Raw genomic sequence first — 18,320 nt, 5'->3', positions numbered from 1 at the left:
TCGGCGCCCCTTCTTCGTTTTGAACGAGTTCGAATCCGGGCATCATGGTGAGCATGCGGATTCTCATGGCCGGCGCTTCCGGCTTCCTCGGCACGCGCCTGGCCGACCGGCTCGTGGCCGCCGGCCACGAGATCACCCGGCTGGTCCGGCAACGCGATCCCGGCCCGGGCGAGGCCGCCTGGCAGCCGTCCCAGGGCCAGCTCGACCCAGCCGTGGTGGCCGGCACCGACGTGGTGATCAACCTGGCCGGGGCGAACATCGGCGACAAGCGCTGGACCGGCCACTACCGCAGCGTGCTGCGGTCGAGCCGGGTCGACTCGACCGGCACGCTGGCTCGCGCGATCAGCAACCTGCCCGAGGCCGACCGGCCGCGCACCATGCTGCAGGCCTCCGGCGCCGGCTGGTACGGCGACACCGGCGACACCCCGACCAGCGAGGAAGCCCCGGCCGGCAAGACCTTCCTGGCCGACCTGTGCCGGGTCTGGGAGGCCGCGGCCCGCCCGGCCGAGGACGCCGGCACCCGGGTCGTGCTGCTGCGCACCGCCCCGGTCGTCGACCGCGAGAGTGAGCTGATCAAGCAGCTGCTGATCCCGTTCAAGCTGGGCGCGGGGGCCAAGCTCGGCGGCGGCAAGCAGTGGATGGCGTGGATCGCCCTGACCGACTGGCTCGGCGCCGCCGAGTTCCTCCTCGGCCGGGACGACATCGCCGGCCCGGTCAACATGGTCAGCGCCGAGCAGTGCACCAACGCCGAGTTCACCCGCGCGTTCGCCCGGGCCCTGCACCGCCCGGCCCTGCTCGCGGTGCCCGGTTTCGCGCTCGACCTGGCGCTGGGCGGCCTCGCCGAGGAGTTGCAGGTGAGCCAGCGCGCGGTCCCGGCCGTGCTGCGGCGGGCCGGATTCCAGTGGGCGTACCCCGAGATCGAGGGTGCCCTGCGGGCCGCGGTCGGGCGAGAGGCTGTCGCTCCTAACTGAGCTTGCTAACCTGCGCGTGATGTCCGTCGCAGCTCCCACCTCCGCGTCCGAAGAAGAACAGCCCACCCCGCCGCCGTTTGCCGCGCGGACGGTGGTGCGGCGGTTGCGTTTCCACGTGTTCGTCGCGGTGGCCGCGCTGGCGATGGCGGTCTACGTGACCCACGGCCTGTGGCAGCAGCCGTACGACAACGTGATCGCCGTCAACGTGGGCGACCAGGCGTTCTTCGAGTGGGTGCTGTCCTACGGCGTGCACCTGCTGCGGGACGGCGGCGACCCGTTCTTCACCACGCTGATGAACACGCCGCTCGGGGTCAACCTGGCGGCGAACACCTCGATCACGGTGTACGCGATCCTGTTCGCTCCGCTGACCGTGCTGGCCGGCCCGCAGGTCACGTTCGTGACGATCCTGACGCTCAACCTGGCCGGGTCCGCCTTCGTGTGGTACCTGTTCCTCAACCGCTGGCTGGTCCGCAGCCGGGTGTCGGCCGCGGTCGCCGGGCTGTTCTGCGGCTTCGCCCCCGGTTTCGTCTCGCACGCCAACGGCCACCTGAACTGGACGTCCGGCTGGATCGCCCCGGTGGTGCTGTGGTGGCTGCTGAAACTGCGCGAGAAGGGCCGCTGGCTGCGCAACGGCCTGGTCCTGGGCGTGCTGCTGGGCGCCTTCTTCACGCTCGCCGCTGAGGGCCTGTTCTTCACCGCGCTGGCCGGCGGCGTCTTCCTGATCACCTGGTCGCTGTCCCGCACCACCTGGCCGGAGGCGCGGGCCGCGCTGCCCACCGTGCTGGCCGCGCTCGGGGTGACCGCGGTGGTGGCCGGCGCGATCCTGGCGTACCCGCTGCACATGCACTTCGCCGGCCCGCAGACGTTCAAGGGCACCGGCTTCAACCAGCGCCACTACGCCGAGGACCTGGGGTCGTACTTCTCGTTCTCGGAGCGCAGCCTGGCGGCCAAGGCGGGCCTCGGCAGCGACCTCGCACCCAACCCGACCGAGGCGACGTCGTTCTTCGGTCTGCCGCTGATGATCCTGGTCATCGCGTCGCTGATCATGCTGTGGCGGCGGGCCGAGGGCGGCCGCCGGGTCACCGTGGGCGCGGTGACCGTGGTCGGCGTGGTCTTCCTGCTGCTGTCGCTCGGCCCGCGCCTGAACTTCCTCGGCAACGAGACCGACATCCCCCTGCCGTACGCGTTGATCCAGTCCTTGCCGTTGTTCGACTCGGCCCTGCCGTTGCGGTTCGCGCTGGTGCTGGTCGGGGTGATCGGGATCGTGCTGGCGCTGACCGCCGACACCCTGCTGGACCGCACCTCGGTGCCGCATCCGGCGCAGACCGCGTTCGCGGCGGCATTCGCCTTCGCGCTGGTCCCGATCTTCCCGCTGCCCCTGCTCTACGGCCCGCGGGCGCCCGAGCCGGCGTTCATCGCGAACGGCACCTGGAAGACCTACGTGCCCGAGGGCGGCACTCTGTCGGCCCTGCCGTTCGCGATCAACGTGGCCGCCGACGGGCAGCGCTGGCAGGCGTACACGATGGCCCGGGGTGGCCGGCAGTTCCTGATCCCGGACGGCTATTTCCTCGGCCCGGACATCGACGGGGCCGAGGGCAAGGGCCGGATCAGTGCCGTGCCGCGCCGCACCGACTGGCTGTTCCTGCGGGCCGCCCTCTACGGCCACGTCACCCAGGTGACCAACACCGACCGCGCCTACGCCCGCGCCGACCTGCAGTACTGGGGCATCGACGCGCTCTTCCTGCCGCCGACCGTCACCGGTCCGACCGGTCCGCTGTACCGCGCGGCCCTGGAGATCGTCGCGACCGACCTGCTCGGCGAGCCCGAGCGGGTGGACGACGTGCTGGTGTGGCGCATCAGGCCCGGGACGGATCCGGTCGACCGGTAAGGACGGAGTTAGGGTGGGACGCGTGACAACCTCCACGCTCACCGTGCTGCGTCCCGGCCTGGTCGACTACCGCGAGGCCTGGGACGAGCAGCGCCGCCTGCACGACGCCGTGGTGGCGGGCGACCAGCCCGACACCGTTCTGCTGCTGGAGCACCCCAGCGTCTTCACCGCCGGCAAGCGCACCGAGCCGGCCGACCGCCCGATCGACGGCACCCCGGTCGTCGACGTCGACCGGGGCGGCAAGATCACCTGGCACGGGCCGGGCCAGCTGGTCGGTTACCCGATCCTGCGCCTGCCCGACCCGATCGACGTGGTCGCCTACGTGCGGCGCACCGAGCAGATGCTGATCGACGTGTGCGCCGAGTTCGGCGTCACCGCTGCCCGGTCGGAGATCGCGGGCCGCAGCGGCGCTTGGGTACTGGCCGACGAGCGCGGTCCCGACCGCAAGATCGCCGCGATCGGCATCCGGGTCGCCCGCGGCGTCACCCAGCACGGCTTCGCGCTGAACTGCGACTGCGACCTGACGGCGTACGACCGGTTCGTCCCCTGCGGCATCCGCGACGCGGGCGTCACCTCGCTCAGCGCCGAGCTGGGTCGCGAGGTCACCGTCGCCGAGGTCCTGCCGGTGCTCGAGAAGCACCTGACCACGCTGCTCTGATGGCTCTCTACCGCGATCCGCGCGACAAGCGGGTGTTCGTGCCCAAGAAGGGCGGCGGGGTGGCGCTCAACTTCGGCCATCCCATCGCCTGGACCATCTTCCTCTGCATGACGGTCATCCCGCTGGCCATCGTCGCGGCGGTGACCATCGCGGTCATCGTCTGACGTTCCACACCGTCACCGTCTGGCCGGCCGTCGCGCAGGCCAGGTAGGGACCGGCTCTCTCGCACGCCGCCGGGCCGATCAGCGGCAGCACGCCGATGATCTCCCCGTCGGCCAGGCGGGTCACCCAGGTGCGGTCCCGGTCGTACCGCATCAGCAGGTCACCGATCACCTCGCCGCGGCCGAGCACCGTGACGACCTGCCCGGTCGCCGGATCGAGCCGTACGGCGGTGAAGTCACCCGCCACCGCGAGACCCTCCGATGTGATCGACCGCCAGCGCGGGCTGCTCCAGCGGATCCGGCCGGTCGCCGGGTCGAGCACGGTCAGCCCGCGCGGCCCGATGACGCAGGCCAGAGCGCCGCAGCCACCCAGCACCTGGGGATCGGCGACCGGAGTGCGCCACAGCGGCTTCAGGTCCCGCAGCCGGAACGCCGCCACGAACGTCTCCGAGTGCACATAGACGTTGTCCCCGATGATCTCGGTGGTGCTGATGCCCTGGTCCTCCAGGACCATCCACTCGAAGGGATCGACTCCCAGGTCCCGGCCGGACGCCAGGACGTGACCGTCGGCCGCGGCGTAGACCGCCGCGATCCCGTCCTGGTCGACGGCCAGCACCGTCCGCCGCTGCCGGTCCACGTCCAGAGCCATCGGCTGCCCGGACCGCTCCCAGATCGTCCGGCCGGTGGTGACGTCGGCCATCCGCACCCGTTCCAGGGCCGCGGCGGGCCCGTCGGAGATGGCCGGCTCCCAGTAGACGACCCGGTCGCCGAGCAGATGCGCCGCCGCGAAGTCCCCGATCCGCCAGCGCACCTTCCCGGTCCGCGCGTCCAGGAACGTGATCGGCCCCTGCTGCCCCGGCCGCACCATCAGCGTCGTCCCGTCGTCGTTCATCGACAGGCCGGGCTGGTCCGCGGTGATCGCCACCTGCCACCGGGGACCGCCCGGGACCAGCGGGACGGCCTCGACGACACTCCTGTCCACCCCGCCCCGCAGATGAGCCGTGTAGAGGGCGGCCGGCGTGAGCAACTGGGTCGAGACGGACGTGCCGCCGGTGTCGGCGACCTTGTCGATCACCCGGGCCTGAGCCGGCGACGCCGCTCCGCCGATGACCAGCAGGAGCAGCGCCGCCAGCGCCGCGGGCTTCAGCAGCCGTCGGACCGGCCACGGTCGCGGACGGGCCGGGGCCGGCATCGCATCGAGATCGATGAGCACGCCGTCAGTCGATCCCATCCCGCGTCAAACTGCGGTTAAGGCGTGACGCGGTGCAGGTCGCGCGGGAACGCGGTCGCCTCCCGCACGTTGGCGATGCCGAGCAGACGGGCCACGAACCGTTCCAGCCCGATCGCCCACCCACCGTGCGGCGGCATCCCGTACCGGAACCCGTCCAGATAACCGCGGTAGGGCTCCAGTGGTTCGCCGGCCGCGGCCAGGGCCGCGACGTAGTCGTCGTACCGGTGCAGCCGCTGACCACCGGTCACGATCTCCAAACCCCGGAAAAGCAGGTCAAAGCCGTTTGAGTACGCCGGGGAAGCCGGGTCCGGGTGCGTGTAGAACGGACGCTTGCGCATCGGGTAGCCGGTCACGTACAGAAATTCGGAGTCGTGCTCGCGCAGCGCCCACTCGCCCAGCGCCCGCTCGTGCGCCGGGGCCAGGTCCTCCTCGCCCTCGGCCGCCCCGGCGATCCGCAGCGCCTCGGTGAACGACACCGCCGGGATCTCCGGCAGCACCTTCGGGGTGGTCACCCTGGTGCGGGCCGCGACGGTCGCCATCATCACGCTCAGCGTGCGGGTCAGGGCGGCCATCACGTCGCGGTGGTCGGCGACGAAACCCATCTCGGCGTCCAGCGACGTGTACTGGGCCAGGTGGCGGGCGGTGTCGCTGGGCTCGGCGCGGAACACCGGGCCCACTTCGAAGACCCGCTCGAACACCCCGACCATCAACTGCTTGTAGAACTGCGGCGACTGCGCCAGGTAGGCGGGGCGTCCGAAGTAGTCGATACCGAAAACGTCGGCGCCCGATTCGGTGGACGATCCGACGATCTTCGGCGTCTGGATCTCGACGAAGCGTTGCCCGCTCAACGCCGTACGGAAGCCTGCTGTTGCCGCGGCCGCGACCTTGAGTGCGGCGCGTCGCACCGGGTGACGCAACGCCAAGGCCGCGTGGTCCAGCTGGGTGGGCAGGCTCGCGCTCAGCGCGGGCCGATGCAGTTCGAACGGCAGCGGTACGTCCACCGCGGAGAGCACCCGGATGCTCGGTCCGGTCAGCTCGACCCCGCCCGGTGCCTGCTCGTTGCGGGTGACCGTGGCGCTCACCTCGACGACGCTCTCCTCGGTGAGCGTCCCCAGCATTTTCGCTTCCTTGACGACGACCTGGCTCAATCCCTCGGCGTCGCGGACGATCAGGAAGGCCACCGACTTGAGCAGCCGGAGGCGATGGACCCAGCCGGCGACCGTCACGGTCTTTCCGACGTGCTGGGCCAGTTGGGTGGAGAGGATGCGTTGCATGGCTTTTCCTCCTCTGGGTCTGCAACGCGGCCCCAGGGAGGTGTGGGCGAGCGGGATCCTCGCGGTGCCACCACACCTTCGTGCTTCGCGGGAAGCACCTCTTGTCGTGCTCGGCTCGGGAGTGTCTTCACGCCCCGGCGCACGGGCCACCTTCACAGCGGGCGGTGGCTCTCTCGGCCGGCGGTTCGGGGCGTTACTCGGTTCCGTCACTGCCGTCGCCGGACGTTAACAGCACGTGTCTCCTGGGAGAAAGCTAATTAACCCGGGACTCGTGACCGCGGTCACACCAACTGCCACGTGAGCCTCGTCGCCCCTGTCTAGGCGGAGGCCTATTCAGGCGTAATCTCGGGGCTGTGACTATTGCTCCCGAGGGCCGCCGCATGCTGCGCATCGAAGCGCGCAACGCCGAAACTCCCATCGAGCGGAAACCTCCGTGGATCAAGGTCAAAGCCAAGATGGGCCCGGAATACACGCAGATGCGGGGCCTGGTGCAGAAGGAAGGCCTGCACACGGTCTGCCAGGAGGCAGGCTGCCCCAACATCTACGAGTGTTGGGAAGACCGCGAGGCCACCTTCCTGATCGGCGGCGACCAGTGCACCCGCCGCTGCGACTTCTGCCAGATCGACACCGGTAAGCCGGCCGAGTTCGACGCCGACGAGCCCCGCCGGGTCGGCGAGTCGGTCGCCACGATGGGCCTGCGCTACGCGACGGTCACCGGCGTGGCCCGCGACGACCTGCCCGACGGCGGCGCCTGGCTCTACGCGGAGACGGTCCGCCAGATCCACAAGCTCCAGCCCGGCTGCGGCGTCGAACTGCTGATCCCCGACTTCAACGCCGACCCGACCCAGCTGGCCGAGGTCTTCGGCGCCGCACCCGAGGTGCTCGCCCACAACGTCGAGACCGTCCCGCGCATCTTCAAGCGCATCCGCCCCGGCTTCCGCTACGAGCGCTCCCTCGACGTGATCACCCAGGCCCGAGCGGCCGGCCTGGTCACCAAGAGCAACCTGATCCTCGGCATGGGCGAGGAGCGCGCGGAGATCTCCCAGGCCCTGCGCGACCTGCACGGCGCCGGCTGCGAGCTGATCACCATCACGCAGTACCTCCGCCCGACCCCGCGCCACCACCCGGTTGAGCGCTGGGTGAAGCCGGAGGAGTTCGTCGAGCTCCGCGAGGAGGCCGAGCAGATCGGCTTCGCCGGCGTGATGAGCGGCCCCCTGGTCCGCTCCTCGTACCGCGCCGGGCGCCTCTACCGCCAGGCGCTGGAAGCCCGCGGCTGAGCACCCTTACCTACACGATGCCCCGGCCCACCGGCCGGGGCATCGCCGTGTCCGGGGCATCGCCGTGTCCGGGGCATCGCCGCGCCCGGGGGCATCGCCGCGCCCGGGCATCACCGCCGGTTCCGGTTCTCCTGCATCCGTTCGCGCTGAGGGCCAGCGGCCCGGGAGATCGCCGTGTCCGGGGCCAGCGGCGGAGATCGCGTGTCCGGAGCCACCATGACCTGGCCGTTTCGGCCATTGGCGATGACCATTTGTCCGCCTTAACCTTGATCAGTCAGGGCAAATCGCCCCGACGGGGAGATGCAGACCCGGGCCGAGCTCCATTCGGTCACCGTTACACGGCCCGGTGAGTCAGTGGTGAGACCGCCCCCAGGCGACCAACTTTGGGGGCGCAACCGTGCGTCGGTTCCTGCTCGTCCTGTCCGGCCTGGCCACCGCAACACTGGGCCTGGTCGCCGCACCCACCGCGAGTCTGGCCGCCGCCCCCGCCACCGCCACAGTCCGGGCCGCCGTCGCCGCCGCGATCCTGGCCGCCCCCGCACCCGCCACGGTTTTGGGCGCTCCCGCCGCTGCCCCCGTCGCCGGCCTGGTCGCCGTGTCCGCCGCCACCTCGTGTGTCTCGGTTGCCGCCGCCACCTACCGGCACAGTTTCAACGGCGCGGCCGGCACCACGACGATTACCGCGACCCGCCCGCTCTGCGCCGGCCAGACCCAGACGTTCACCCTGGCCTCCTACACGACCGGTGCCCCGAACTCAGCATCCGGCCAGTTCATCTACGACAGCGACAGCGACACGATCACCGCGACGAACCGCAGCGTGACCCTCAAGGTCAGCGTCCCCGCCTGCTACAACCAGGTCGAGGCGTTCTTCGGAGGCACCGTCCAGACCGAGGCCACCAGCCCGAAGGCCCTCTACGGCAGTGCCAAGCTGGGCGCGTCGTCCCGGTCCGCGGGCCCGCTGGCCTGGTACACCGGCGGCTCCACCACCTGCGCCGCCCGCCCGGCCGTCGCCATCACCAACGCCTGCGACGGCACCTTCACGGCAAGGCTGTCCAACACCGGCACGACCACGGCCGTCTTCCTGACCGGTTCGCGCCGGATCCGCCTGTCCCCCGGCGGAACCACCACCCTGAAGCCGGCCAAGGGCAGCACCCTGACCATCCGAGACAGCAGCTTCACGACCCACATCGCAACCTGGCGCGCCCCCGCCGACTGCACCGCCATCGCCCCGACGCTCTCCCCCACGACCGCGGCCCCACTCCCGACCCAGCCGGCACCCTCAGCCACCGCAACAACAACCCCGGCTTCTCCCTCGGCGTCGGCGTCGACCTCGGCCAGCCCCTACGAGTCCCCCAACCCGGCCTTCTCCACCAACCCCGCCGCCCTGACTCCAGCCAACTCTTCCGACATTTCCGACGGGGGCATGAGCACGACCAGCATCATCGCGATCATCATGGGCCTCCTGATGATCGCGACAGGCGCCGCAGCCATCACCTGGCTGGTCCGCATGAACCGCCAGCCCGCCTGACCAACGCACACGCCCAACCGATCCGACCAGCCGCACATCCCGCCCGCCGCGTAGCCCAGCCGGCCGCACAGGTTCAGCCCCGCCGCGCAGCTCAGGCCCGCAGCACAGCCCCGCCGCGCAGCCCAGGCCCGCCGCGCAGCCCAGGCCCGCCGCGCAGCCCAGGCCCGCCGCACAGCCCGGCAGCCGGAGCGCCGAAACCGCTCAGTCCGAGAGCAGGCCGAGCCGGTGGGCGACCGCCGCCGCTTCCGTTCGGTTGCCGACCGACAGCTTCGCGATGATCCGTGAGACATGGACGCTCGCGGTCTTGGGCGAGATGTACAGGCTCGCCGCGATCCGGCCGTTGCTCTGCCCCTCCGCCACCAGCCGCAGCACTTCCCGCTCCCGCGCGGTGAGCACCTCCGTGCCGGACACCGCCGCGACCGCGGCCCGAACCCCCAGCCGCCGCCCCAAGGTCTCCGCGGCCTCCAGCAACGGCCCGGCACCGAGCGCGTCGGCCAGGGTGCTGACCTCGCCGAGCGTCTCCGCCGCGGCCGGACGGTCGGCGGCCTGGGCCTCGGCCAGACCGAGCAGCGCGAGGGCCAGCTCATACTGATGCCCATCAGCCCGCCAAGCGTCCACCGCAGCCCGCCAGCGCTCCTCCCCGCCGTCGAGCACCGCCCGCACGAGAGCCGCGAAGGCCAGTTCGGCCGGATGCCGGCAGCGCAACCGCGACGCCACCGACGCGACCGTCGCCGCCAGCGCCGAGTCGCCGGACCGCACCGCGGCCCGGGCCACCGAAGCCAGCAGCGGCCACGAATATCGCGGCTGCTCGAACACGGACGGCTCGGCCACCGACACCGCGGCCACCGACACCGCCGTGTCCAGGTCACCCACCGCGAGCGCCTGTAGGATGCACAGATCGAGCAGGTAGAGCCGGTTCTCCGGCTGCAGATAGGCCTTGCCCAGCCACATGGCCGCCTGCCGCACCAGCGGCTCGGCGCCGTCCTGCCCCCGGGCCAACCGCAGCCAGGCCCGCTGCCGCAACCAGGGCAGCGCGAGCCGCCCGGGCGGGTCGTGCCGGGCCGCCTCGGCGAGGCGGGCGTCGGCCTCGTCCCACCGGCCCAGCGCGATCAGCGCCTCGGCGTGGTTGGCCCGCAGGAACACGCCGGTGGTGCGGCTGACCCCGACCCGGTCGGCGTGCGGCACCCCCTCGGCGGCGGCCGACGCGGACTCCTCGTAGCGGCCCAGGGCGTAGAGCGCGTCGGAGATCGTGACCAGCGCATGGGTGAGACCGGAGACGTCACCGGCGTCGCGGGCACGGTCGGCGGCCGCCATCAGGGTCGGTATCGTCTCGGCCGGCGACAGCCGCCCGGAACACACGTCGCCGTGCGCCACCGCGACCGCCACCACCGCGGACAGCAGCTCGGCCGACGCCTCCGAGGCCGCGGCCGCCTGCGCCTCGCGCGCGACCGCGCCGGCCCGCTCCGGGTCGGTGCTCGCGTAGACATACGCCAGGTCGGCCAGCAGCCGCACCCGATCGGGACCGTGCGCCGCCAGGCCGAGCAGCCGGTGGGCCTCCGCGCACTCCGCGGCGCCGTCGCTCTTGCCCGCGTTACGCAGCAGCTTGGCCCGACGCAGCAGCAACCGGGCCGCCCGCAACGGCGATGCCGCGGCGTCCAGGTCGCCGAGCGCCGCCCGGGTCAGCGACAGCGCCCGATGGTGGTCGCCGGAGTCGATCGCGACCACCGCCGCCTCCTCGAGCAGGTCGAGGTGCTCGATGCCGAGCAGGGACTCGGCCTCCGGCACGTCCTCCCACAACTCGAGGACCCGCTCGAGCAGGCGCGCCTGTTCCCCGTACGCGAAAGAGCGGCCGGCGGCGTCGGCAGCCAGCTTGGCCGTCGTCAGTGCCCTTGGGTGATCGCGGGCGGCGAGCCAGTGGTGGGCCAGCTCGGCGGGCGCCCGGCCGGCCGGCACCAGCTGCGGCTCGGCCTCGATCGCCGCCGCGTAGCGCCCGTGCAACCGGGCGTGCTCGCCGGGCAGCAGGTCGTCGTGCACGGCCTCGCGGACCAGCGCGTGCCGGAACTCGTAGCCGCCGTCGGGATCGAACACGATCAGCTGCGCCGCGACGATCGTGCGCAGCGCCGACTCGAGTGCGCCCTCGTCGACGCCGGCGACCCGGGCGAGGAGTTCGTGGCCGAACCGGGTGCCGCCGACCGCGGCGACCCGCAGCACCCGCTGGGCGGGCTCGGGCAGCAGGTCGACCCGGGACAGCAGCAGGTCACGCAGGCTGGTAGGGATGTCGCCGCAGGCCGGGTCGGCGGCCGCCGCGAACTGCTCGATGAAGAACGGGTTGCCCTGGGCGCGTTCGTTGACCGCGTCGACGGTGCCCGGGCCGGGCTCGGCGCCGAGCAGCTGGGTGAGCAGCTCGGCGGTGCCCTCCCGGTCGAGCCGGTCGAGCTCGTGCCGCTGCACGCCACGAACCCGATCGAGCTCGGCCAGGAACGGCCGCAGCGGATGCCCCCGTTGCAATTCATCCGTGCGGTAGGTGCCGATCAGCAGCAGCTGCGGCACGCGGGCGGACCGGGCCAGATAGCCGATGAGGTCGCGGGTGGCCCGGTCGGCCCAGTGCAGATCCTCGATGACCAGGACGATCGGCTGGTCGGCGGCGACCCGCTCGAACAGTGCGCCGACCGACTCGAAGAGCAGCCCACGGCGGGTGTCGCCGGGCGGGCCCAGCTCGGGCAGCAACCGGGCGAACTCCCGCTCCCGGCCGTCGAGAACCGCCGGCCCCTCGCTGCGCACCAGCGCCCGGACCGCGGCCGAGAACGGCGCGAACGGCAGGCCCTCCTCGCCGAGCTCGAGGCACTGCCCGGTGAGCACCCGGACCTGATCGCCGGTCAGGGTGCGGCAGAACTCCTCGACCAGCCGGGTCTTGCCGACCCCCGCCTCGCCGCCCACCAGCAGGGTGGACGGCTCAGCGCCGCGTGCCCGTTTCAGCGCATCGCGCAGCACGGCGAGATCGGCCTCCCGGCCCACCAGAACCTCGCTGTGCACGTGCGCTGTCATGGGTTCGAGCATGTCACGGGGGTACGACAGGAATCGGCCCCCGTTCATGGAGTGGCAATCGGTCGCCGGCGGAAGCGGCGATGCCGGCCGGCCGACGCGGCGTTGCGGGCGAGCGAGTGCTCACCGGCCTCACGAATCAACTCCGCCACCCGCTGGCGGTGGAGGTCGAGCTGGAGGGAGGGGTCGGACAGTGGAAACATCGCGGGCACCTTTCGAAGAGCCATTGACGACGACTCTTCGCCCGAAGGCACCCCGGCCACATGGGGAACCCTCCTCATCTTGGCCCCCGGCCCGCCTTACAAGGACCGCCCGGCCCGCGTAAGGTACCGCCGCACCACTACACTTCCGGGTTATGGCAAAACCCCAGGAGAAGGTGTCGTTCGGCGAGCGCCTGAAGCAGATCGGCCAGGTGTTCTCGTTCACGGCGAAGCAGGACAAGTGGTTCATTCCGCTGCTGGTCGCGGCGGTTCTGATCCCGGTCGCGCTCACCGTGCTCGTCGTTCTCCTGATCGGTGGCTACATCTGGATCCCGATCGGCGTCATGGTCACGCTGCTCGCCGCCGTGATCGTGCTCAACCTGCGCTCCAACACCGCGATGATGAACGCGGCCGAGGGCCAGCCCGGCGCCGCCGCCAGCCTGATCGAGAACATGCGCGGTGACTGGCGGGTCCGCCCGGCCGCCAGCTCGACCACCCAGTTCGACATGGTGCACGTGGTGATCGGCCGCCCCGGCGTCATCCTGCTCGGCGAGGGCAACCCGCAGCGCGTGCGCGGCCTGCTCGGCCAGGAGAAGAAGCGGCTGTCGAAGGTGATCGGCAACGCCCCGCTCTACGACTTCGTGATCGGCACCGACGAAAAAGAGCTCTCCATCCGCAAGCTGCGGTCCACGTTGATGCGCCTGCCGCGCAACATGACCGGCAAGGACGTCAACGCCCTCGACAAGCGCCTCGGCGCCCTGATGGCCCGTCCGCAGATGCCCAAGGGCGCGATCCCGAAGAACATGCGGCCTTCGAAGGGCGCCTTCCGCCAACAGCGTCAACGCTGAAAAACGGAAAACCCCCCGATTCCGTACGAGGCAGCGCCGCTCCCAACCGCAACAATCACCGCTGGGTAGAAGACCGGATCACCCGCGCCCGAGATCTACCATGACCGACCCGGCTACCCGGTCGTGCACTCCACGACCGTCCCCATCGGAGATCACCGCGGGGATCACCAGCGCCAGCAGCACGCCGCGCAGCAGCGCCCGGGGGATCCCGATCGCGCCACCGTCCGCGATGGAGACGCACCGGATCCGGGCCACCGCCATGCCCAGCGTCTGTCCGAAGAGGCCAACGAAGAAGGCGTGCGCCAGCACGAAGACCCCGAGCTGAGGCCATGGGTTGGTGCGCAGGTCGTCGACCAGGAAGCTGGCGACCAGCGAGCAGGCCGCCCAGTCGATCAGCAGCCCGATGAACCGCCGCCCGAACGAGGCCACCTCGGGCCGCGCCAGATCGGAGGCCGGTGGCTTGTCGCTGGTCGTTGCCATGCTGTCAGCGTAACCGGGGCGGTTTCGGCGACGGGGCGCGCGGGCACTCGCCGCCGCGATAGCCTCGCGGTGGTCGCGGCCTACTCACAGCCGCCGTAACACGACGGAAACAATAGGGATACGCCCGGGCAACTCGGTACCCATAGCGTCGCGACCAGCCTAGCCACGCGGCGGATCCACGCCGCCCCGGTATCGAAATCATGTGCCAGGAGGACGTGTTGTTCGCCAATCCCGAGGAACTCCTGCGATACCTCAAGGACGAGGACGTCAAATTCGTCGACGTACGGTTCTGTGACCTGCCCGGCGTCATGCAGCACTTCAACATGCCGGTCGAGTCGTTCGACGACAGCGTCGTCACCGACGGTCTCGCCTTCGACGGATCCTCGATCCGCGGGTTCCAGGCCATCCACGAGTCCGACATGATGCTCCTGCCGGACGTCAACACCGCCTTCATCGACCCGTTCCGCGGGCAGAAGACGCTGGCGTTGAACTTCTTCATCCACGACCCGTTCACGCGCGAGGCCTACTCGCGTGACCCGCGCAACGTCGCGAAGAAGGCGGAGACCTACCTGGCCTCCTCCGGCATCGCCGACACCGCGTACTTCGGTGCCGAGGCCGAGTTCTACATCTTCGACTCGATCCGCCACTCCACCGCCGCGAACGAGGCGTTCTACCACATCGACTCGATCGAGGGCGCCTGGAACTCCGGCAAGGAGGAGGAGGGCGGCAACCGCGGCTACAAGACCGCGTACAAGGGCGGCTACTTCCCGGTCGCGCCGCTGGACCACTACAGCGACCTGCGCGACTCCATGGTGCGCCGCCTGCTGGACGCCGGCTTCACCGTCGAGCGCTCGCACCACGAGGTCGGCACCGCGGGCCAGGCCGAGATCAACTACAAGTTCTCGACCCTGCTGCACGCCGGCGACCAGATGCAGATGTTCAAGTACATCATCAAGAACACTGCCTGGGAGCACGGCAAGACCGCGACGTTCATGCCGAAGCCGCTCTTCGGCGACAACGGCTCGGGCATGCACACCCACCAGAGCTTGTGGATGAACGGCGAGCCGCTGTTCTACGACGAGACCGGCTACGCCGGCCTTTCGGACACCGCGCGCTGGTACATCGGTGGACTGCTGCACCACGCCCCGAGCCTGCTGGCCTTCACCAACCCGACGGTCAACAGCTACCGCCGCCTGGTCCCCGGCTACGAGGCCCCGGTCAACCTGGTCTACAGCCAGCGCAACCGCTCGGCCTGCACCCGCATCCCGGTGACGGGAAGCAACCCGAAGGCCAAGCGCGTCGAGTTCCGCGTCCCGGACCCGTCGTCCAACCCGTACCTGTCGTTCGCCGCCCAGCTGATGGCCGGCCTCGACGGCATCAAGAACAAGATCGAGCCCCCGGCCCCGATCGACAAGGACCTGTACGACCTGCCGCCGGAGGAGTGGGGCAGCGTAAAGCAGGTCCCGGGCTCCCTCGACGCCGTGCTCAACTCCCTGGAAGCCGACCACGAGTTCCTGACGGCCGGCGGTGTCTTCACCCCCGACCTGATCGAGACGTGGATCGAGTGGAAGCGCGTAAACGAGATCGACCCGGTCCGCCTGCGCCCCACCCCCCACGAGTTCGAGATGTACTACAACGTCTGACCTGACGTAGCAAACGGCGGTCACCCTCGGCACTCAGCCGAGGTGGCCGCCGTTTCGCGTCTCCCAGCTTCGGTGCGCTTTCGATCACACCTTTTCCGTACGGGCCGGCTCAGTCCCGTGGCACGCGGTCCCGGTAGGTGCGCCTTACCCTCCGCGCGCCCGCTGCGGGCGGGCCCGCCCCCGATCTTGTGGACTCACCGTGTGAACAGAGCCTCAAGTCCACAAGACCTGCAACGGCGCCAGGTTGGGTGGGTGCGCGAGAGGTGGTGCGGCTCCGACCGCCGCGTTCGGGCCGGTCGCCGGGTGAACAACCGTACGAATGAGCGAAACCTTCGCCATCCGAGTCCTCGACGCCTTGGACACCACCGAAGTAGCTATCCGCATCCACGACGGACTGCGGCTGACCCCACCCGACTCGACAACGGCGTGCGCAGGGCCGGACGTCCGCTGCTGCCACGCGAACAACCGATTCCTCTGCTCGACTCCCGCACGTACGGTTCCCCCATGATCGTCCGGAGACGGAAGCGAATAGAGCTGGCCAGCGCCGTTGTCGGCGTTGCGATCGGGCTCGGCGTGTTCCTGGCAGCGCCGTCGCACCCGATACGCCTCGCCCTCCTCGTACTCGCCACCCCGCTCGTGTTGACTCGGCTCGTAGCGAGGGTCTTGGACGAGATCGAGCGCGAGCAGTAGCGCCGGCCCGGCCGCATGAGGGAGACACGATGAGGGGACCGGGTCATCTGGGCGCGGCAACCGTCTCCGGCGGTCAGAGCATCGCGGCGAAAGTGGCCGCGGCGAAGGCTCCCTCGGGCAGCGGGACGCTTACCGCCAGGCCGTTGTCGTCGGTGGTCTGCCCAATCTGCATGGTGGCCAGGCCGGCTGCGCGGACGGCCCGGACCAGGCCGAGTAGCTGGTCGTCGTCCGGGATCAGGTCGACGTAGAGACCTCGATGGTCGATTCGTGCGCGCATGTCCGCATCCTCGCAGCTGGGCGTAGCGCGCACCGGAAAACGGCTAGGCCGGGGACCTAGGCTGGCTGGGTGATCAACCAGACGGCCGCGGGACGGCGGAGCGTGGTCGCGCTGGGGTCGCTGATGCTGGCCGGGTTCTCGTTCTTCACGGTGGAGATGTTGCCGGTCGGGCTGCTTTCGGTGATCGCCGATGACGTCGGGGTCTCCGAGTCGACGGCCGGGCTGCTCGTCACCGGCTACGGGCTCACCGTGGCTGTCGCCTCGCTGCCACTCACCCATCTGGTCCGCCGGATTCCGCGCCGCCGGCTGGTCTCCGGTCTCCTCGCCGTCTTCGTCGTGGCCACCTGCGTGTCGGTGGCCGGCGGTTACTGGGTGCTGCTGGGCGGGCGGGTGGTCACCGCGCTGGCGCAGGCCGTGTTCTGGGCGGTCGCCCCGCCGGCCGCGGCCGCGTTGTTCTCGCCGCAGGTTCGTGGGCGGGTGACCGCCGCCCTTGTCGGTGGTGGGTCGCTGGCCTCGGTCCTCGGCGTACCGTCCGCGACCTGGCTCGGTCAGCAGGCCGGCTGGCGTACCGCGTTCCTGGCCGTCGCCGGGCTCGGCCTGCTGGCGCTGGCGGGGGTCGCGTTCCTGATGCCGACGTCCTCTCCGGAGGGTGGTCACGCGGCCACCGGCTCGGCCCCGGACACCCGTCGCTACTGGACGATCGTCGCGGCCACGGCGGTGGCGATCACCGGCGTGTTCGCCGCGTACACGTACATCTCGCCGTTCCTCACCGAGGTCAGCGGCTTCGCGCCGGCTACCGTCAGCGCGCTGTTGCTGGTCTACGGTCTGGCCGGGCTGGGTGGGGTGGCCGCCGGCGGTGCCCTCGCCGACCGCGCGCCTCGCGCCGCCATGCTGGCCCCGCTGGTGATCCTGTCGGCGACCTTGCTGGCTCTCTACCTGTTCGGCACCGGCCAGGCCGCGACGGTGGTCTGCGTCGCCGTGTGGGGTTTCGCGATGCCGCAGATCCCGGCGACCTTTCAGAGCCGGGTGCTGCAGGTCGCCCCGGGCAGCACCGACATGGCCTCGGCGGTCTTCTCGGCCATGTTCAACGTCGGCATCGCCTCCGGCGCCCTGATCGGCAGCGTGCTGCTGGACCACACGGGCGTGCGCAGCACGTTCCTCACGGCCGCTCTGCTGACCGCCGTGGCTCTGTTGATTCTGCTGAGCGAGCCGCGCCGAAAGGCTGGGTAGTCAGGAGCGACAGCAGGCGCAGGTTGTCGTCGGAGCGGCTGCCCGGGTCGGCGTGGTAGAGGAACAACACCTGCTCGTCGTCGCCGGGCAGGGACAGGGCCTCGTATCGCACGGTGATCGGGCCTACGGCGGGGTGCGTCATGCGCTTGGTGCCGTTCGTGCGTTCGTGCACCTGGTGACCGTTCCACCACGTACGGAAATCTGGGCTTTTGATGGTCAGCTCGCCGACCAGCTCGTTGAGCTGGGCGTCGTCGGGGTTGCGGCCCGCGTAGAGGCGGAGCGTGCCGACCACCTCCCCGGCCACCGTGCGCCAGTCCAGGAAGGTCTCCCGGGCGGCCGGGTCGAGGAAGATCCAGCGGGTGTAGTTGCGGTTCCGGGGCGGCAGCCGCGTCCAGTCGGTCATCAGGGCCCGGGCCAGGGCGTTCGACGCGAGGATGTCGGTGCGGCGGCCGAGGATCAGGGCCGGATGGTCGGTCATCGAGGCGATCAGCTGCCGCATCGCCGGGCGGACCCGCTGGGCCGCCACCGCGGACTTCCGGCGCCGGGCGGGCCGGGCCAGATCCGCCAGATGGGTACGGCCGGCCGCGTCGAGCTGGAAGACCCTCGCCAGGGCGTCGACGACGGCGTCCGACGGGCTGGTGTGCCGGCCCTGCTCCAGCCGGGTGTAGTAGTCGACGCTCACCCCGGCGAGCTGGGCCACCTCCTCACGGCGCAGCCCGCGGACCCGCCGGCCGGGCTGGTAATCGTCGATGCCGGCCGCCGACGGGCTCAGGTCGGCCCGGCATTTGCGCAGGAAGTCGCCGAGGTTCACACCTACATGGTCCGCCAATCACAGCGCCGCGCGTAGGCGCTGGGTGGGCATGCCGTTCCCAGGTACGGCTGGGCCCGCTCGGCCGTGTCGGCGACAGCCGACCGGAAGCAG

The 18,320-nt window shown here is 71.0% G+C and carries 17 protein-coding genes; 10 read left to right on the top strand and 7 right to left on the bottom strand.

The window, feature by feature from the left end; translation table 11 throughout:
• The first annotated feature begins 53 nt into the window (after window positions 1–53).
• From Ato02nite_RS46225 to Ato02nite_RS46210, 4 genes are read left to right on the top strand one after another with little or no spacing between them, the layout of a single operon-like run.
• Complete coding sequence (locus Ato02nite_RS46225; RefSeq protein ID WP_213013095.1) at window positions 54–971, top strand: TIGR01777 family oxidoreductase; 918 nt, start codon at window positions 54–56, stop codon at window positions 969–971.
• Between the two features lie 19 nt (window positions 972–990).
• A complete protein-coding gene (locus tag Ato02nite_RS46220) occupies window positions 991–2,859 on the top strand; it encodes a DUF6311 domain-containing protein (RefSeq protein ID WP_213013094.1) in 1,869 nt (622 codons plus the stop codon).
• Window positions 2,860–2,881: 22 nt separating this feature from the next.
• Window positions 2,882–3,517 (top strand): lipoyl(octanoyl) transferase LipB, encoded by a 636-nt coding sequence (gene lipB / locus Ato02nite_RS46215; protein WP_213013093.1) that lies wholly within the window; start codon window positions 2,882–2,884, stop codon window positions 3,515–3,517.
• Entirely contained in the window at window positions 3,517–3,681 is a 165-nt protein-coding gene (locus tag Ato02nite_RS46210) for a peptide ABC transporter substrate-binding protein (RefSeq protein WP_213013092.1), read from the top strand. Before lipB ends, Ato02nite_RS46210 begins: the two co-directional genes overlap by 1 nt.
• Here the strand turns inward: Ato02nite_RS46210 and Ato02nite_RS46205 are convergent.
• Window positions 3,671–4,891 (bottom strand): outer membrane protein assembly factor BamB family protein, encoded by a 1,221-nt coding sequence (locus tag Ato02nite_RS46205; protein WP_213013091.1) that lies wholly within the window; start codon window positions 4,889–4,891, stop codon window positions 3,671–3,673. The two genes, Ato02nite_RS46210 and Ato02nite_RS46205, sit on opposite strands and share 11 nt — an antisense overlap.
• A 35-nt stretch (window positions 4,892–4,926) precedes the next feature.
• The gene (gene aspS / locus Ato02nite_RS46200; protein ID WP_213013090.1) at window positions 4,927–6,183 is read right to left on the bottom strand and encodes an aspartate--tRNA(Asn) ligase; all 1,257 of its coding nucleotides are present in this window, start codon (window positions 6,181–6,183) and stop codon (window positions 4,927–4,929) included.
• A 380-nt stretch (window positions 6,184–6,563) separates the two neighbouring features.
• On the opposite strand from aspS, the gene lipA reads away from it, so the two are divergent.
• The gene (gene lipA, locus Ato02nite_RS46195; RefSeq protein WP_213013127.1) at window positions 6,564–7,460 is read left to right on the top strand and encodes a lipoyl synthase; all 897 of its coding nucleotides are present in this window, start codon (window positions 6,564–6,566) and stop codon (window positions 7,458–7,460) included.
• Window positions 7,461–7,857: 397 nt separating this feature from the next.
• Window positions 7,858–8,988, top strand: coding sequence for a hypothetical protein (locus Ato02nite_RS52765; RefSeq protein ID WP_281419902.1), 1,131 nt, complete (start codon window positions 7,858–7,860; stop codon window positions 8,986–8,988).
• Window positions 8,989–9,189: 201 nt separating this feature from the next.
• Here the strand turns inward: Ato02nite_RS52765 and Ato02nite_RS46185 are convergent, their stop codons facing one another.
• A complete protein-coding gene (locus tag Ato02nite_RS46185) occupies window positions 9,190–12,033 on the bottom strand; it encodes a helix-turn-helix transcriptional regulator (protein ID WP_246608144.1) in 2,844 nt (947 codons plus the stop codon).
• A gap of 44 nt (window positions 12,034–12,077) precedes the next feature.
• Window positions 12,078–12,233: a hypothetical protein gene (locus Ato02nite_RS46180; protein WP_213013088.1), complete on the bottom strand. Its 156-nt coding sequence runs from the start codon at window positions 12,231–12,233 to the stop codon at window positions 12,078–12,080.
• A gap of 152 nt (window positions 12,234–12,385) precedes the next feature.
• On the opposite strand from Ato02nite_RS46180, the gene Ato02nite_RS46175 reads away from it, so the two are divergent.
• The gene (locus Ato02nite_RS46175; RefSeq protein WP_213013087.1) at window positions 12,386–13,078 is read left to right on the top strand and encodes a DUF4191 domain-containing protein; all 693 of its coding nucleotides are present in this window, start codon (window positions 12,386–12,388) and stop codon (window positions 13,076–13,078) included.
• Window positions 13,079–13,156: 78 nt separating this feature from the next.
• Here the strand turns inward: Ato02nite_RS46175 and Ato02nite_RS46170 are convergent, their stop codons facing one another.
• Window positions 13,157–13,558: an RDD family protein gene (locus Ato02nite_RS46170; protein WP_213013086.1), complete on the bottom strand. Its 402-nt coding sequence runs from the start codon at window positions 13,556–13,558 to the stop codon at window positions 13,157–13,159.
• Between the two features lie 218 nt (window positions 13,559–13,776).
• Here Ato02nite_RS46170 and glnA point away from each other — a divergent pair, with 218 nt between their 5' ends.
• Together glnA and Ato02nite_RS46160 are read left to right on the top strand one after the other, a co-directional pair.
• Window positions 13,777–15,201 carry a type I glutamate--ammonia ligase gene (gene glnA / locus Ato02nite_RS46165; RefSeq protein WP_213013126.1) on the top strand — a complete coding sequence of 475 codons (1,425 nt, stop codon included), beginning with the start codon at window positions 13,777–13,779 and terminating at the stop codon, window positions 15,199–15,201.
• A gap of 504 nt (window positions 15,202–15,705) precedes the next feature.
• Entirely contained in the window at window positions 15,706–15,891 is a 186-nt protein-coding gene (locus tag Ato02nite_RS46160) for a hypothetical protein (protein ID WP_213013085.1), read from the top strand.
• Between the two features lie 73 nt (window positions 15,892–15,964).
• On the opposite strand, the gene Ato02nite_RS46155 is transcribed toward Ato02nite_RS46160, so the two are convergent.
• Window positions 15,965–16,168 (bottom strand): hypothetical protein, encoded by a 204-nt coding sequence (locus Ato02nite_RS46155; protein ID WP_213013084.1) that lies wholly within the window; start codon window positions 16,166–16,168, stop codon window positions 15,965–15,967.
• 69 nt (window positions 16,169–16,237) lie between these two features.
• On the opposite strand from Ato02nite_RS46155, the gene Ato02nite_RS46150 reads away from it, so the two are divergent.
• Window positions 16,238–17,398, top strand: coding sequence for an MFS transporter (locus Ato02nite_RS46150; RefSeq protein WP_213013083.1), 1,161 nt, complete (start codon window positions 16,238–16,240; stop codon window positions 17,396–17,398).
• Here the strand turns inward: Ato02nite_RS46150 and Ato02nite_RS46145 are convergent.
• Complete coding sequence (locus Ato02nite_RS46145; protein ID WP_213013082.1) at window positions 17,328–18,209, bottom strand: helix-turn-helix transcriptional regulator; 882 nt, start codon at window positions 18,207–18,209, stop codon at window positions 17,328–17,330. The genes Ato02nite_RS46150 and Ato02nite_RS46145 overlap by 71 nt on opposite strands.
• Window positions 18,210–18,320 lie beyond the last annotated feature (111 nt).

It is taken from the genome of Paractinoplanes toevensis (genome assembly GCF_018332695.1).
Lineage (GTDB): Bacteria > Actinomycetota > Actinomycetes > Mycobacteriales > Micromonosporaceae > Actinoplanes > Actinoplanes toevensis.
Note: the sequence above shows the minus strand (reverse complement) of the source record. Positions and strands in the feature narration are given on the sequence as shown.